Annotated in this window: 11 protein-coding genes; 4 read left to right on the forward strand and 7 right to left on the reverse strand. The window is 71.0% G+C overall.

Annotation, left to right across the window (positions count from 1 at the left end; translation table 11 throughout):
- Both OHA05_RS02715 and OHA05_RS02720 read right to left on the reverse strand, forming a co-directional pair.
- Positions 1-882, reverse strand: coding sequence for a DUF72 domain-containing protein (locus tag OHA05_RS02715; RefSeq protein ID WP_328859671.1), 882 nt, complete (start codon positions 880-882; stop codon positions 1-3).
- A gap of 95 nt (positions 883-977) precedes the next feature.
- Positions 978-1508, reverse strand: a complete 531-nt coding sequence (locus OHA05_RS02720) for a VOC family protein (RefSeq protein WP_313948045.1) — start codon at positions 1506-1508, stop codon at positions 978-980.
- A 244-nt stretch (positions 1509-1752) separates the two neighbouring features.
- On the opposite strand from OHA05_RS02720, the gene paaK reads away from it, so the two are divergent.
- Complete coding sequence (gene paaK / locus OHA05_RS02725) at positions 1753-3033, forward strand: phenylacetate--CoA ligase PaaK (protein WP_328859672.1); 1281 nt, start codon at positions 1753-1755, stop codon at positions 3031-3033.
- 63 nt (positions 3034-3096) lie between these two features.
- Positions 3097-3891, forward strand: a complete 795-nt coding sequence (locus OHA05_RS02730; protein ID WP_313948043.1) for a PIG-L deacetylase family protein — start codon at positions 3097-3099, stop codon at positions 3889-3891.
- A 54-nt stretch (positions 3892-3945) separates the two neighbouring features.
- On the opposite strand, the gene OHA05_RS02735 is transcribed toward OHA05_RS02730, so the two are convergent.
- The gene (locus OHA05_RS02735; RefSeq protein ID WP_328859673.1) at positions 3946-5445 is read right to left on the reverse strand and encodes an acyl-CoA synthetase; all 1500 of its coding nucleotides are present in this window, start codon (positions 5443-5445) and stop codon (positions 3946-3948) included.
- 199 nt (positions 5446-5644) lie between these two features.
- On the opposite strand from OHA05_RS02735, the gene OHA05_RS02740 reads away from it, so the two are divergent.
- Positions 5645-7975 carry a penicillin acylase family protein gene (locus OHA05_RS02740; protein WP_328863323.1) on the forward strand — a complete coding sequence of 777 codons (2331 nt, stop codon included), beginning with the start codon at positions 5645-5647 and terminating at the stop codon, positions 7973-7975.
- Positions 7976-7993: 18 nt separating this feature from the next.
- On the opposite strand, the gene OHA05_RS02745 is transcribed toward OHA05_RS02740, so the two are convergent.
- From OHA05_RS02745 to OHA05_RS02755, 3 genes are all read right to left on the reverse strand, one after another.
- Positions 7994-9094, reverse strand: a complete 1101-nt coding sequence (locus OHA05_RS02745) for a calcium:proton antiporter (protein WP_328859674.1) — start codon at positions 9092-9094, stop codon at positions 7994-7996.
- A gap of 186 nt (positions 9095-9280) precedes the next feature.
- Positions 9281-10822: an acyl-CoA synthetase gene (locus OHA05_RS02750; RefSeq protein ID WP_328859675.1), complete on the reverse strand. Its 1542-nt coding sequence runs from the start codon at positions 10820-10822 to the stop codon at positions 9281-9283.
- Entirely contained in the window at positions 10822-11928 is a 1107-nt protein-coding gene (locus OHA05_RS02755; RefSeq protein WP_328859676.1) for a nitronate monooxygenase, read from the reverse strand. Before OHA05_RS02755 ends, OHA05_RS02750 begins: the two co-directional genes overlap by 1 nt.
- A 155-nt stretch (positions 11929-12083) precedes the next feature.
- On the opposite strand from OHA05_RS02755, the gene OHA05_RS02760 reads away from it, so the two are divergent.
- Positions 12084-13922: a serine hydrolase gene (locus tag OHA05_RS02760; RefSeq protein ID WP_328859677.1), complete on the forward strand. Its 1839-nt coding sequence runs from the start codon at positions 12084-12086 to the stop codon at positions 13920-13922.
- Between the two features lie 7 nt (positions 13923-13929).
- On the opposite strand, the gene OHA05_RS02765 is transcribed toward OHA05_RS02760, so the two are convergent.
- Entirely contained in the window at positions 13930-15462 is a 1533-nt protein-coding gene (locus OHA05_RS02765) for a phytoene desaturase family protein (protein WP_328859678.1), read from the reverse strand.
- Positions 15463-15526 lie beyond the last annotated feature (64 nt).

Here is a 15526-nt window from a genome sequence, read left to right on the forward strand (position 1 = left end):
TCAGGACGCCCCGGCGAGAAGTCGCTCCATGGACTCGGCGGCCCGCACGGCCGCGTCGCCGCAGCAGTTGTTGAACAGGACGTGGAGCTGCTCGGCCCGCCGGGACATCTCCGTCAGCCGGGGCAGCCACTCGGTCAACTCGCCGTCCGTATAGGTGTGGCGGAACCGCTCCTCCTTGGTGCCCGAACCCCACGCGGCGTTGCGTCCGTGGAAGCGGACCACGGCCGGCCCGGCGGCGGTGACCTCCGTGACGGGAGGCAGCGACAGCGGCAGGTTCGGCGCGACATCCACGCTCACCGAGGCGAGACCGAGGTCCCTCAGCAGCGCGGAGGTGGCCACGCACCGGTCCTCCTGCCACCACGCCGGATGCCGGAACTCAACCGCGACCGGCCATCCCTCGGTCCGCTTGCGACACCGGTCGAGCAGGACCTCCGCAGTGGCGCCCGGGGCGAACCACGGCGGGAGCTGGAAGAGCAGCGTCCCGAGGCGGCCCGCGTCCCGCAGGGGCAGCACCGCCTCGCTGAAGCGGCGCCACACCTCGTCGAGCAGACCCGGGTCGTCGTCGCCCTGCCCCGGCCTCCCTCGCCGGGCGAAGGCGTCGCGCAGGTCGGACGGCAGCGCCTTCGATCGCGTCGGATGCCCGGTGAGCAGGGAGAAAGCCTTCACGTCGAACCGAAAGCCCTCGGGCGTACGGTCCACCCACAGCAGGCTGTTGCGGACGCTGGGCAGGGCGTAGTAGGTGGCGTCGACCTCGACGACGGGGAACCGCTCCGCGTAGTGACGCAACCGTCCTTCGGCGTCCCGCCTGCCCGGCGGGTACCAGCCGCTGGCGAGCAGCGCACTGTCCGTCCACGAACACGTACCGACGAGGATCTGACCCATGCCGGTCGGCTACCCGCTTCGGGCCGGGCATCTCCCGCGAGGCGAGGACGGCCTGGGACAGGCCCTGTTCGCAGGCCGCGAGGGCGGGACAGGCCTCAGGAGGGGTCCGCTCCCAGGATCTGCTCGCCGTTGAAGACGCCGAGCCGCTCCTGATAGAGCTCCAGGGGAACGCCGTTGGGGTCCCGGAGGTAGAGGCTGTCCTCGACCCCGCGGTCCGGGCCGAGATACTCGACGCCCGCGTCGTCGAGGCTTTTGCGTGCCGCGGTGAACCGTTCCGCGTCCACGGACAGCGCCAGATGCTGTACGCCGCCGATCGTCTCCTCGATGGGCGGGTGGCCGTGTCCGGGGAAGTCGAAGAATCCCAGCAGATTCCCGTGGCCGATGTCGAAGAAGAAGTGGGTGGAGCCGCGGTAGTCGCGGTTCTCCACGATCTCCACCAACGGGAAGCCCAGGAACTCCTGGTAGAAGCGGATGGTCTCCTCGACATCGCGGCAGATGAAGGCCACGTGGTGGATGCCGCGGACCGTCGTCGGGGGCCGGTCCTCCGGCGCGCGCAGATACCGCTGCTTCAGCAGCTCCCGGCGTGCCTGCACGGCTTCCAGTTCGGCACCCTCGGGCTGCGGCATCGCGGTCTCCTTCGTCAAAATGCATGCGGGATTCAACTTCCTTCCCGCATCCTCCCCCGTCCGGCGGCGATCACCCCGGAGGCACCCCTCCACTTCACCCGGTGACGAACCGCCGGAGACAATCCCGGTGCCGTCCGTAGGAGCCATCCACATCCCTTGACGCCTGGCCGCAGGGCTGAATTACTGATCCCGACGCACCACGACCGAATGATCGGTCGTCCGATTTGGGACGGGAGAATCCGGCATGACGGACCTGCTGGACGCGGCGGAGCGGCTGAGCCGCGAGGAGCTCGAGGCGCTGCAGCTCGAACGGCTGCGGGCGACCCTGCGTCATGCGTACGACCATGTGGACTTCTACCGCCGCTCGTTCGACACGGCAGGTCTGCGTCCCGAGGACTGCCACAGCCTCGCCGATCTCGGCCGCTTCCCTTTCACCGCCAAGACCGATCTGCGGGACAACTACCCGTTCGGCATGTTCGCGGTCGAGCAGTCCGAGGTCCGGCGCATCCATGCCTCCAGCGGCACCACAGGCCGTCCGACCGTCGTCGGCTACACCGAGCGCGACCTGGACACGTGGGCCGATGTGGTGGCCCGCTCGATCCGCGCGGCCGGCGGCCGGCCCGGTCACAAGGTCCATGTGGCGTACGGATACGGGCTGTTCACCGGCGGCCTCGGCGCGCACTACGGAGCCGAGCGCCTCGGCTGCACCGTCATCCCGGCCTCCGGCGGCATGACCGCCCGTCAGGTGCAGCTGATCCAGGACTTCCGCCCCGAGATCATCATGGTGACGCCCTCCTACATGCTCACGCTGCTCGACGAGTTCGAGAAGCAGGGTGTCGATCCGCGGTCCACCTCCCTGAAGGTGGGGATCTTCGGCGCCGAGCCGTGGACCGAGGAGATGCGGCGGGAGATCGAGGAGCGCTTCGCCATCGACGCCGTCGACATATACGGGCTCTCCGAGGTCATGGGGCCGGGCGTGGCCCAGGAGTGCGTGGAGACCAAGGACGGCCTGCACATCTGGGAGGACCACTTCTATCCGGAGGTCGTCGACCCGTTCACCGGCGAGGTGCTGCCGGACGGCGAGCCCGGGGAGCTGGTCTTCACCTCGCTCACCAAGGAGGCCATGCCCGTGATCCGGTACCGGACCCGGGACCTGACCCGGCTCCTGCCGGGCACGGCCCGGGTGTTCCGCCGGATGGAGAAGGTGACCGGCCGCAGCGACGACATGGTGATCCTCCGTGGAGTGAACCTCTTCCCCACCCAGATCGAGGAGATCGTGCTGCGGACACCGCATGTCGCTCCGCACTTCCAGCTGCGGCTGACCCGCGACGGGCGTCTGGACGCGCTCACCGTCCGCGCCGAGGCCCGCAACGGAGCGACGCCCGACCAGCGGGAGGAGGCGGGCCGGGCGATCGCCGCGGCCGTGAAGGACGGCATCGGGGTGTCGGTCTCGGTCGACGTCGTGGATCCGGAGACGCTGGAGCGCTCGGTCGGCAAGATCAAGCGCATCGTCGACCTCCGCTGACCGCTTGCTGCCGGTTCTGTCCTTGCGGCTGCCGTGAGGTGCCCGCACGGCCATCATGAGCGTATGAGCTCCTTCGAGGACACAGGCGGCGACACAGGCACAGGACCCGCGCCCCTGCCCCCGCTGCCCGAGGACTGGCAGCGGGGCATGGCGATCGCGGCGCACCCCGACGACATCGAATACGGGGCGGCTTCGGCGGTCGCGCGCTGGACCGCGCAGGGCAAGAGCTTCACCTACCTCCTGGCCACGCGCGGGGAGGCCGGCATCGACGGGATGCACCCCGATCAGGCGGGCACGCTGCGCGAGGCGGAGGAGCGCGCGGGCGCCCGCGCCGTCGGCGTGGACGTCGTGGAGTTCCTCGACCACCGCGACGGCGTCGTCGAATACGGCCCGGCGCTGCGCCGCGACATCGTCCGGGCGATCCGCCGGCACCGGCCCGAGGTCATCGTGTCGGGCGCGTTCACCGTGCGGATGGTCGGCGGCATCACCAACCAGGCCGACCACCGGGTGGTGGGCCTCGCCGCGCTCGACGCGGCGAGGGACGCGGGCAACCGCTGGATCTTCCCCGAGCTCGCCGACGAGGGCCTGGAGCCGTGGGGCGGGGTGCGCCTCGTGTGCTTCGCCGGGGCCGCAGAACCCACGCACGGTGTGGATGTGACGGGTGATCCGCTGGAGAGGGGCATCGCCTCACTCGCCGCCCACGCGGAGTACACCAAGGGCCTCGGAACGAACGGCTTCGAGCCGCGACCGTTCCTGACCTGGGCGGCCAGGACGGCCGGTCCGGCACTGGGCGTCGAGGCGGCGCTGCTGCTGGACGTCCACGAACTGATCCCGCAGGGGCCGCCACCGTGGGTGTGACGGACGCGCCGGCAGGGGTGACCGGCGATCCGGCAGCGGGAGCGCGCGGCCTTCCTACTCGGCAAACCGGTCCCGCAGTTCCCGCTTGAGGATCTTTCCGCTCGCGTTGCGCGGGAGTTCCTCCACGAACAGGACCTTCTTCGGGGCCTTGAAATGGGGGAGCTTCTCGCGTGCGTGGTCGATGAGTTCGGTCTCCGTGACCTCGTCGCGGGTCACCACCACCGCCGTGACCGCCTCGATCCAGCGGTCGTCCGGCAGGCCGATGACCGCGGTCTCCGCGACGGCGGGGTGGGTGTAGAGCGCGTCCTCGACCTGCCGTGAAGCCACCAGCACTCCCCCGGAGTTGATGACGTCCTTGACCCGGTCGACGACCGTGAAGTAGCCCTCGGCGTCGCGTACGGCCAGGTCCCCGGAGCGGAACCAGCCGTCGCGGAACGCCTCGGCGGTCTCCTCCGGCTTGTCCCAGTAGCCCTCGCACAGCTGGGGGGACCGGTAGACGACCTCGCCCGCCGTGCCGTCGGGGACGTCCTTGCCGTCCTCGTCGACCACCTTCGCGTCCACGAAGAGCACGGGGCGGCCGCAGGAGTCCATCCGTCCCTCGTGTTCGGCCGGGCCGAGGACGGTGGCCAGCGGGCCGATCTCGCTCTGGCCGAAGCAGTTGAAGAAGCCGAGCTCGGGCAGGCGTTCCCGGAGCCGTTCGAGCACCGGCACCGGCATGATCGAGGCGCCGTAGAACGCCTTGCGCAGCCCGCCGAGGTCGCGGGTGGCGAAGTCCGGGTGGTTCGCCAGCGCGATCCACACGGTCGGCGGGGCGAAGAGGCTGGTCGCGCGTCCGGCCTCCACCAGGTCGAAGATCGCGGTGGCGTCCGGTCCGTCCAGGATGATGTTCTCCGCGCCGACCGCGAGGTAGGGCAGCAGGAACACATGCATCTGGGCGGAGTGGTACAGCGGCAGCGAGTGCACCGGCCGGTCGTTCTCGTTGAGATCGAGGGCCGCGATCGCGCTGACGTACTCGTGGGACAGCGCCCGGTGGGTCATCATCGCGCCCTTGGGCAGCGCGGTGGTGCCGGAGGTGTACAGCAGCTGGACCAGGTCCTCCGTCTCCGGCTCCCGCTGGGGCGTGAAGTCGCGCGGTGTGGACAGTTCGGCCAGCAGCGAGTCGTCGGCGTCGCGCAGGGACCTGACGGCGGGTCCGTCCGGGAGCCGGGGCGCCAGGTCGGGATCGGCCAGCACCAGGGCGCTGCCCGACTGCTCGATGATGTACGCCAGGTCGTCGCCGGTGAGGTTCTGGTTGACGGGTACGTGCACGAAACCCGCCCGCGAGCAGGCCAGGAAGGCGATGAGGTACGCGTCGGAGTTGTGGCCGTAGGAGGCGACCCGGTCCCCCGGCCGCAGACCGTGGCCGGTCAGGACGGCCGCCGCCGTGGTGACCGCGGTGTCGAGTTCCGCGTAGCTCCAGGTCCGGTCCGCGTAGTGCACGGCCGTGCGGTCGGGGGTGCGCCGGGCGCTGCTCCGCAGGACGGAGTCGACGGTGTTGCTGCGTACAGCTGTCATGGCGCGATCCTGTGCGGTGCCCGGTGGACGGTCAAGTCCGCGGATACCGAACGGGATGTTGACACCTCGCGCCGCGACTGAATGCATGGACCATCCTGCTTCGAACTGACCTTGCCGGGAGTTCGAACTGACCTTGTTGGGAGGCACGTTGCTCTTCCGCACCCGCCTGAGACGCCTCGGACTCGCCGGTGTCGCGCTCATGACCGCGGCGGCCGCGCTGCCGTCGGCGGCCGTCGCCGATTCCGGAGACCGGCACGACCGGCACCCCTCCGGCGGCGGGCTCTCCGCCGTCGTCCGCTACACCGAGCACGGCATTCCGCACATCGCGGCCAAGGACTACGCGAATCTCGGTTTCGGCACCGGCTGGGCCCAGGCCGCCGACCAGGTCTGCGTCCTCGCCGACGGCTTCGTGACGGTGCGCGGGGAGCGCTCCCGTCACTTCGGCCCCGACGCGGCCCCGGACGGCTCGCTGTCGTCCGCGACGAAGAACCTCTCCAGCGACCTCTACTTCGCCGGTGTGCGGGACGCCCGCACCGTGGAGAAGCTGCTGGCCACCCCGGCACCCGCGGGCCCCGGACGTCAGGTCAAGGAGCTGATGCGCGGCTGGGCGGCCGGCTACAACGCCTGGCTGAAGCAGAACCGCATCACCGATCCGGCCTGCCGCGGCGCCGACTGGGTACGGCCCATCAGCACGCTGGACGTGGCCAGGCGCGGCTTCGCGGTCTCGGTGCTCGGCGGTCAGGGCCGTGGCATCGAGGGCATCATCGCGGCCGGGCCCCCGGGCGCCGCGCCGGTCGCCGCCCCCGATGCCGCGGCTACGGCGAAGGCGGCGCGCGACCTCTTCTCCCCCGACAGCGCCGCCATGGGCTCCAACGCCGTCGCGTTCAGCGGCGCCACGACCGCGAACAGGCGCGGTCTGCTGCTCGGCAACCCGCACTACCCGTGGCAGGGCGGCCGCCGCTTCTGGCAGTCGCAGCAGACCATCCCCGGCGAGCTGAACGTCTCCGGCGCCTCCCTGCTCGGCACCGCTGTCGTCAACATCGGCTTCAACGACAAGGTGGCCTGGAGCCACACCGTCGCGACCGGCGTCACGCTCAATCTGCACCAGCTCGTCCTGGACCCCGCCGATCCCACGACGTACCTGGTGGACGGCAGTCCGGAGCGGATGCGGAAACGGACGGTGACCGTGGGGGTCAAGGGCGGGGAGCCCGTGACGCGCACGCAGTGGTGGACCCGGTACGGGCCGGTCGTCACCTCGCTCGCTCCGTCGCTGCCGCTGCCGTGGTCGGCGACGACCGCGTACGCGCTGAACGACCCCAACGCCGCGAATCTGCGGGCGTCCGACACCGCGCTCGCGTTCGGCAAGGCCCGCTCGACCGACGACATGGTCCGTGCCCTGCGGCGAACGCAGGGCCTGCCCTGGATCAACACCATCGCCGCCGACGCCCAGGGACACTCGCTGTTCACCCAGTCCCAGGTGCTGCCCCGGATCACGGACGACCTCGCCCAGCGCTGTTCCACTCCGCTGGGCAAGGTCACCTATCCGGCCTCGGGTGTGGCCGTGCTGGACGGTTCGCGGACGGACTGCGCGCTCGGCTCGGACAAGGACGCGGTGCAGCCCGGGATCTTCGGACCGTCGACGATGCCGACGCTGCGGGACGCCCCGTACGCGGAGAACTCCAACGACAGCGCCTGGCTCGCCAACGCCGACCGTCCGCTGACCGGCTACGAACGGGTCTTCGGGAACCTCGCCACGCCGCGTTCGCTGCGCACCCGGGGCGCGATCCAGGACGTGGCGGCGATGGCCGAGCGGCGTGGGCTGACCGTGGCCGACCTCCAGCGGCAGCAGTTCGCCAACCGGGTGCCCGCAGCCGATCTGGCGGCCGCCGATGCCGCGCGGGCCTGCCCCGCCGTACTGCCCGGCGACACCGCTGCGTGCGCGGCGCTCGCGGCGTGGGACCGCCGGGCCGACACGGACAGCCGCGGCGCGCTGCTGTTCGACCGCTTCTGGCGCGGCTTCGCCACGCTGCCGCTCGCCGAACAGTGGAAGGTGCCGTTCTCCGCGGCCGATCCGGTGAACACGCCGAACACGCTCAACACCGCGTCCCCCGGCTTCGCCAAGGCCCTGACGGGCGCCGTCGCCGAACTGCGGGCCGCGGGCATCCCACTCGACGCCCCGCTCGGTGCCCACCAGTTCGTGGTACGCAACGGCAAGCGCATCCCGGTCCACGGCGGTACGGAGGCGCTGGGCGTGTGGAACAAGGTCGAGCCGGTGTGGAACCCGGCCGGCGGCGGCTACACGGAGGTCTCGACGGGGTCCAGCCACATCCAGGCGGTCGGCTGGGACGGCGGCCGCTGCCCGGTGGCCCGCACCCTGCTGACGTACTCCCAGTCGTCGAATCCGGCGTCGCCGCACTACAGCGACCAGACCGTGCTGTTCTCGGGCGAGCGGTGGGTGCCGTCCCGGTTCTGCGAGAAGGACATCCTCCGCTCGCCGAAGCTGAGGATCGTGAAGGTGCGGGAGCGCTGACGGCGAGGGCTCAACGCGTCACGGGCTGAAGGAGAGGAAGACGAACGCGGCGAACAGCGCCAGATGGACGCCGCCCTGGAGCAGAGTGGCTCGTCCGGGCACCACGGTCAGCGCGCTCACCACCGCAGTGAGCACGAGGAGCACCATATGGGTGGCGTCCTCACCGAGGACCAGGGGCCCGGACAGCCAGATCGAAGCGAGCGCGATGGCCGGAATCGTGAGACCGATGCTGGCGATGGCGGATCCGTACGCGAGGTTGAGGCTCGTCTGCACCCGGTTCCGGCGCGCGGCGCGGACCGCGGCGAGGGTCTCGGGCGCCAGCACCATGAGGGCGATGACGACACCGACGACCGCCGTGGGGAGCCCGGCCGACTCCACGGCGTTCTCGATGGTCGGCGAGACGAGCTTGGCGTTTCCGACGACGGCGACGAGCGCCACCATCAGCAGGCCGAGGCTCGCCGCCGTCTGCCTGTCGGTGGGCGGGGGCGCGTGCTCGTCGGCGGCGGGCTCCCGGCCGTCGCGTTCGACGGGCAGGAAGTAGTCCCGGTGCCGCACGGTCTGGACGGCGACGAAGAGGCCGTACAGACAGATCGAGGCGACGGCGGCGAAGGTCAGCTGCGCCCCGGTGAACTCCGGACCCGGCTGACTCGTGGTGAACGTGGGCAGCACCAGGGTCATGGTCGCGAGGGTGCAGACGGTCGCGAGGGCGCCGCCGGAGCCCTCGGCGTTGAAGACGACGACACGGTTGCGCAGGGCTCCGACCAGCACACACAGTCCGACGATGCCGTTGCAGGTGATCATGACGGCGGCGAAGACGGTGTCCCTGGCGTACGTCGACACCTTGTCCCCGCCGCCCGCCATGAGGGTGACGATCAGTCCCACCTCGATGACGGTGACCGCCACGGCGAGCACCAGGGAGCCGAAGGGTTCGCCGACGCGGTGCGCGATGACCTCGGCATGGTGCACGGCGGCGAGGACGGCGCCCACCAGACAGAGCCCGACGAGGGCGACGACGAACCCGGGCAGCTCGCGCCCCCAGGCCAGCACGAGCGCGACCACGGCGACGACCGGCACCCAAGTGGTCCACTGAGCCGCGAGCGGTGCGGTGCCGGTCTTCATGACGGCCACGCTGCCAGGGGCACGGGCGGGACGCGCGAGGTGCTCCGCCAACGGGGTCCCGGCGCGGCTCCGGGGCGAGTCCCCCTGGGAACGTGGCGATCGCCGACCGGGTACCGGCCGAACGCCGGTACCCGGTCGGCAGGCCTCACGGGAAAAGCCGGGAAGCCGCCCGCCCGGCCCGGCGCGTCACATCGCGCGTTCGTGGCCCTCCCAGTACGGCTCGCGCAGCCGGCGCTTGTAGAGCTTGCCGTTCGGGTCCCGCGGCATGACCTCGATGAAGTCCACCGTCTTCGGGCGCTTGTACGCGGCGAGGTGCTGCTCGCAGTGGTCGAGGATGTCGGCGGCGAGTGCGTCGCCGGCCTCGTGACCGTCGGCGGGTTCGACGACGGCCTTGACCTCTTCTCCCCAGTCGGCGTGCGGTATCCCGAAGGCCGCCGCGTCGGCGACCGCCGGATGGGTGAGCAGGGCGGATTCGATCTCGGCCGGGTAGATGTTGACACCGCCCGAGATGATCATGTCGATCTTGCGGTCACGGAGGAAGAGATAGCCGTCCTCGTCGAGAAGGCCGAGGTCGCCGACGGTGAAGAAGTCGCCGATCCGGTTCTTCCGCGTCTTGGCCTCGTCCTTGTGGTAGCTGAAGCCGCCGGTGGACATCTTCATGTAGACGGTGCCCAGTTCACCGGGCGACAGGCGGTTGCCGTCGTCGTCGAAGACGGCGAGTTCACTGATCGGCCAGGCCTTGCCGACGGTGCCGGGCTTCTTCAGCCAGTCCTCGGCGGTGGCGAAGGCGCCGCCTCCCTCACTCGCCGCGTAGTACTCCTCGACGCAGGTCCCCCACCAGTCGATCATCGCCCGCTTCACATGGTCGGGGCAGGGGGCCGCACCGTGGATCGCGTGCCGCATCGACGTCACGTCGTACCGCGCCTTGACGTCGTCGGGCAGGGCGAGCAGCCGGTGGAACTGCGTCGGCACCATGTGCGTGTGCGTACACCTGTGTCGGTCGATCAGCCGCAGCATCTCCTCGGGCGTCCACTTGTCCATCAGGACCAGCGGATGCCCGATGTGCAGGGCCGCGCCCGCGAACTGGAGCACGGCCGTGTGGTAGAGCGGGGAGCAGACGAGGTGGACGTTGCCGTCGAAGGGCATGATGCCGAAGATGCCGAGGAACCCGCCGAGATAGGTCTCCTCCGGGGCCTTGCCGGACAGCGGCCGGCGGATGCCTCGCGGCCGTCCGGTGGTGCCCGAGGTGTAGTTCATGACCCAGCCGAGCGTGCGGCCCTCGGGGGCGGACTCCTGTTGTCCGTCGAGGAGTTCGGCGTACGGACGGAAGCCGTCGACGGCGCCGACCGCGTACCGGTGGCTCGCGGGCAGCTTCGCCTCGTCGGCCGCCGCCGTCGCCGCGTCGCCGAACCGCTCGTGCGCGATGAGGACCTTGGCGCCGGAGTCGGCGACGATCCAGGCGATCTCGGGGCCGACGAGGTGGTGGTTGACGGGGATGAGATACAGCCCGGACTGGGACGCCGCGAGGTAGGCGGTGAGGAGTTCGACGCCGTTGGGGAGCACGACGGCGAAGGCGTCACCGCGCTCGAGACCCGCGGCGCGCAGCCCGTGGACGAGCTGGTTGACGACGGCGTGCAGCCGGCCCGCGGTCCAGGCCGTACCGTCGGGCGCGGTCAGGATCGTGCGGCCGGGGTCGGCTGCCGCCTGGGCCCAGAAACCGTTGGGCATCACTGACTCCTTCCGGCAATGCGGTTGATGCGGTCCACGGCCCGTTCGAAGCCGCGGGTCAGATCGTCGAAGACGGTCTGCACAGCACGCTCGGACGTCATCCGTCCGACGATCTGGCCGACCGGTGTGCCGAGCAGCGGCACCACCTCGTGCTTCTGGATGCGGGAGACGGCCTCGGCGACGAGCAGGCCCTGGAGCGGCATCGGGAGGGTGCCGGGTCCGTCCGGGCCGTCCCAGGCGTCGGTCCATTCCGTCCGCAGCTGGCGCGCGGGCTTGCCGGTGAGGGCCCGCGAGCGGACGGTGTCGCCGGAGCCGGCGGCGAGGAGTTTTGCTGTCAGTGCGCGGGAGTGCAGATCGGCCTCGGTGGTGGTGAGCCAGAGCGACCCGAGCCAGGCTCCCTGTGCGCCGAGCGCGAGTGCCGCGGCGATCTGTTCACCGCTGCCGATGCCGCCGGCGGCGAGTACGGGCAACGGGTCGACGGCGTCGACCACTTCGGGAGTGAGCACCATGGAGGCGATCTCGCCGGTATGCCCGCCCGCCTCGTAGCCCTGGGCGACCACGATGTCGATGCCCGCCTCGGCGTGGTGCTCGGCGTGGTGTGCGCTGCCGGCGAGTGCGGCGACCAGGACGTCCTGGTCGTGTGCGCGGTACACGACGTCGCCCGGCGGGGAACCGAGGGCGTTGGCGAGCAGCCTGATCGGGTACTGGAAGGCGACGTCGAGCTGTGTGCGGGCGACTTCTTCCATCCATCCGGTGATGCGCCACCCCGCCGCCTCGCCCTCGGCGAGTTCGGGCACCCCGTGTTTGGCCAGGGTGTCGCGGACGAACTGCCGGTGCCCCTCCGGAATCATCGCCTCGACATCGGCCTCGGTGACGCCTTCGACCTTCTTGGCGGGCATGACGACGTCGAGTCCGTACGGCTTGCCGTCGCTGTGCTCCTGCATCCAGTCGAGATCGCGTCTGAGGTCGTCGGGGGCGGTGTAGCGGACGGCCCCGAGGACGCCGAACCCGCCGGCCCTGGTGATGGCGGCGGCCACCGCGGGGAACGGCGTGAAGCCGAAGATGGCGTGTTCGATCCCCAGTCTCTTGCTCAGCTCCGTCTCCATGGGCGGCAGGATGCCGCAGCCGGAGGGACGAGGGAAGAGATTTTCTGATGCTGTGTCAGATTCTTTGAGGTGGTTGACACCGCCCGAGCCCCGCAAGAAAGTTTCACTGCTGATCGTGATCCCGAAAGATACTTTCAGGAGAGGGTAGGTTCCGGATGACACAGGGCGCGGAGGGCAGAGGGATCAGCCGACGGAGACTGGGCAGCGGAGTGCTGGCCCTGGGCGGAGCGCTCGCGCTGGGGCCGATCCCGTTCGCCGACGCGGCGGCCGCCGAGAGCGGTGGGGCTTCCGGCGGAGGCGCGAGTCCGGCCGGCGGGCGGCCGACCCTGCGGCGCGGCAGCCCGGAGCAGGCCGGTCTGATCCCCCGCCACCTGGAGCAACTCGTCGCCGACGCACAGACGTTCCTCGGCCCGTCGCCGAAGCACCCCTGGTACGCGGGGGCGGTACTGCTCGCGGGACGCGGCGGCACCGTGGCGCTGCACCGGCCGATCGGCAAAGCGGTGCGCTACGCCGCGTACGACGAGAAGACCGACACCGGCGTGGAGTTCCCGCCCGAGCGGCAGATCCCCATGGCCGAGGACACGGTCTTCGACCTGGCGTCCGTGTCCAAGCTGTTCACCTCGCTGCTCGCCGTGCAGCAGATCGAGCAGGGCACGCTGCGGCTGGAGGCGGCGGTCGCCACGTATCTGCCGGACTTCGGAGCCGGGGGGAAGCAGGACATCACCGTCCGACAGCTGCTCACCCACACCTCGGGGCTGCGCGCCTGGATTCCGCTCTTCAAGGAGCCCACCCGTGAGGGCAAGCTCCGGCTGCTCTGGAACGAGGTTCCGGTCACGCCGCCGGGCACCGCCTACCTCTACTCCGACCTCAATCTGATCTCCCTCCAGCTGATCCTGGAGAAGATCACCGGTCTCCCACTGGATGTACTGCTCCGGGACGAGATCACCGCTCCGCTCGGGATGCACCGGACGCGTTTCAATCCACCCGCCTCCTGGCGGCGCAAGATCGCCGCCACCGAGGATGCCCGGCTGCCCTGGTCGGGCCTGGACCGCGGACTCGTGTGGGGAGAGGTGCACGACGAGAACGCCTTCGGCTTCGGCGGCGTCGCCGGTCACGCCGGCGTCTTCTCCTGCGCCTGGGACCTCGCGGTCCTGGCCCGGACACTCCTCAACGGCGGTGTCTACGGGCGGTCCCGCATCCTGCGCCCGTCCTCCGTCGAGTTGATGTTCACCGACTTCAACACCGCCTTCCCGGGCGACGAGCACGGCCTCGGCTTCGAGCTCTACCAGCACTGGTACATGGGAGCCATGGCCACCCCGCGCACCGCCGGGCACACCGGATTCACGGGCACCAGTCTGGTCCTCGACCCCGGCTCCGACTCGTTCCTGATCGTGCTCGGCAACTCGGTCCACCCGGTGCGCAGTTGGCGGAGCGGCAGTGCGCCACGGGCGGCCGCGGCCAACAACCTCGCCCGTGCCGTCCCCGTACGTCCCGACCACGGCCGCAGGGCCTGGTTCGCGGGCATGGCCGCCGCCTCGTCCGCGACGCTCACCCTGCCCGGGCTCGCGCTGTCGTCCGCGCCTGCCTCCGGGTCCGGGTCCGGGTCTGCCCGGCTCGGATGCTCCCTGTGGTGGGACACCGAGCCGGGCTCCGACGGCCTGTTCCTCGAAGCGTCGTCGGACGACGGCGCGAGCTGGCAGCCGGTGCCGTTCACGACCGCACGGGACGGTGCGGCGCCCCAGCCGCATCCGGCGGGCACCGCGACCGGCTGGTCGGGGCGCCGCTGGCACCGGCTGACCGCGGACCTCGCCGCCTGGCGCGGCACCACCGTCCGGCTGCGCTGGCGTTACGCCACCGACCAGCTCTATGTGGGCCGCGGGGTCTATGTGGACGCGATCAAGGTCACGGACCGGGGCCGCACCGTCTTCGACGAACGCAGGCCCCGGGACGCAGCCCGGATCGAGGCCACGGGCTGGACGGCGTCCACGGACTGACGCGGTGTCACCGGCCCAGCACCGCCATGGCGGCGTTGTGGCCGGGCACCCCGCTCACGCCTCCGCCACGCACCGCGCCCGCACCGCAGAGCAGGACGTTGGCGTGCGCGGTCTCGACGCCCCACCGCCCGGTCGACTCGGTGGCGTAGGGGAAGGACAGGTCGCGGTGGAAGATGTTGCCGCCGGGGAGCAGCAGTTCGCGGTCCAGATCGAGCGGCGTCTTGGCCTCGATGCACGGCTCGCCGTTCTCGTCGAGCGCCAGACAGTCCGCGAGCGGCTCGTCGAGATAGGTGTCCAGTTCAGCGATGGTGGCGGCGAGCAGCTCCGTGCGCGCGGCGTCATTGTCGGCGGTGAACAGCCTGGCCGGGGTGTGCAGTCCGAACAGTGTCAGTGTCTGGTAGCCCTGCGCGGCGAGTTCGGGGCCGAGGATGGAGGGGTCGGTCAGGGAGTGGCAGTAGATCTCCGACGGCGGCGCGCTGGGCAGCCTGCCCGAGGCCGCTTCCCGGTACGCGGTGGCCAGTTGGCCGTACCCCTCGGAGACGTGGAACGTCCCGGAGAACGCGTCGCGCGGGTCGACGGAGCTGTCCTTGAGCCGCGGCAGCCTCCGCAGCAGCATGTTCACCTTGAGCTGTGCGCCCTCGGCCGGCTCGGGCGCCTCGTCGCCGAGCAGGGCGGCCAGCTCCCGCGGTGAGGCGTTGACCAGCACATGCCCCGCGTCGACCGTTCCCTCGGCGTCGTGCGAACGGTAGGTGACGGTGGCGTGCTCGCCGTCCGTCTCGATGCGGGTCGCCTCGTGCAGGGTCACGATCTTCGCGCCGGCGTCCCGGGCGGCCGCGGCCAGGGCGTCGGTCAGCGCGCCCATCCCGCCGACGGGCACGTCCCAGTCGCCCGTCCCGCCGCCGATCACGTGGTACAGGAAGCAGCGGTTCTGGGCGAGGCCCGGATCATGGGCGTCGGCGAACGTCCCGATCAGGGCGTCGGTGAGGACGACACCCCGGACGAGGTCGTCGCTGAACCGCTTCTCGATCGCCTCACCGATGGGCTCCTCGAAGAGGATCCGCCAGGCGGTCTCGTCGTCGATCCGGGCCCGCAGCGCGTCCCGGGTCGGCAGGGGTTCCGTGAGGGTGGGGAAGACCCGCTCGGCGAGGCGGGCGGTCATGCCGTAGAAGTCCTCCCAGGCGGCGTACTCGCCCTCACCACCGGTGAGCGCGGCGAACGACTCCCGGGTCCGGCCGGCGCCGACGAGGAGCCCGCCGGTGCCCTTGGGGGTGTAGGAGGAGACGGTGCGCTTGCGTACGGAGAAGCGCAGACCGAGCTCGCTGACGATCTTCTCCGGCAGCAGCGACACGAGGTAGGAGTAACGCGAGAGCCGCGCGTCGACCCCGGCGAAGGGCCGTGTGGATACGGCCGCTCCCCCGGTGTTCCCCCGGCGCTCCAGGACGAGCACCGAGCGACCGGCGCGGGCGAGGTAGGCGGCGGCGACCAGGCCGTTGTGGCCTCCACCGACGATCACGACGTCATACGCAGTGTGTGCGGACATGGGCGGACGATATCCCCTGATGGGGGCCGGGGTCCTGCCCTGTGGACACCCGGTCCGACTCGTT

This window comes from Streptomyces sp. NBC_00306 (assembly GCF_036169555.1).
GTDB lineage: Bacteria > Actinomycetota > Actinomycetes > Streptomycetales > Streptomycetaceae > Streptomyces > Streptomyces achmelvichensis.

Excerpts from the sequence above, each read along its gene's own strand:
- OHA05_RS02730 (WP_313948043.1), top strand. The coding sequence starts at position 3,097 with ATGAGCTCCTTCGAGGACACAGGCGGCGACACAGGCACAGGACCCGCG.
- OHA05_RS02760 (WP_328859677.1), top strand. The coding sequence starts at position 12,084 with ATGACACAGGGCGCGGAGGGCAGAGGGATCAGCCGACGGAGACTGGGC.
- OHA05_RS02765 (WP_328859678.1), bottom strand. The coding sequence starts at position 15,462 with ATGTCCGCACACACTGCGTATGACGTCGTGATCGTCGGTGGAGGCCAC.
- OHA05_RS02720 (WP_313948045.1), bottom strand. The coding sequence starts at position 1,508 with ATGCCGCAGCCCGAGGGTGCCGAACTGGAAGCCGTGCAGGCACGCCGG.
- OHA05_RS02740 (WP_328863323.1), top strand. The coding sequence starts at position 5,645 with ATGACCGCGGCGGCCGCGCTGCCGTCGGCGGCCGTCGCCGATTCCGGA.
- OHA05_RS02745 (WP_328859674.1), bottom strand. The coding sequence starts at position 9,094 with ATGAAGACCGGCACCGCACCGCTCGCGGCTCAGTGGACCACTTGGGTG.
- OHA05_RS02750 (WP_328859675.1), bottom strand. The coding sequence starts at position 10,822 with ATGCCCAACGGTTTCTGGGCCCAGGCGGCAGCCGACCCCGGCCGCACG.
- OHA05_RS02715 (WP_328859671.1), bottom strand. The coding sequence starts at position 882 with ATGGGTCAGATCCTCGTCGGTACGTGTTCGTGGACGGACAGTGCGCTG.
- OHA05_RS02735 (WP_328859673.1), bottom strand. The coding sequence starts at position 5,445 with ATGACAGCTGTACGCAGCAACACCGTCGACTCCGTCCTGCGGAGCAGC.
- OHA05_RS02755 (WP_328859676.1), bottom strand. The coding sequence starts at position 11,928 with ATGGAGACGGAGCTGAGCAAGAGACTGGGGATCGAACACGCCATCTTC.
- paaK (WP_328859672.1), top strand. The coding sequence starts at position 1,753 with ATGACGGACCTGCTGGACGCGGCGGAGCGGCTGAGCCGCGAGGAGCTC.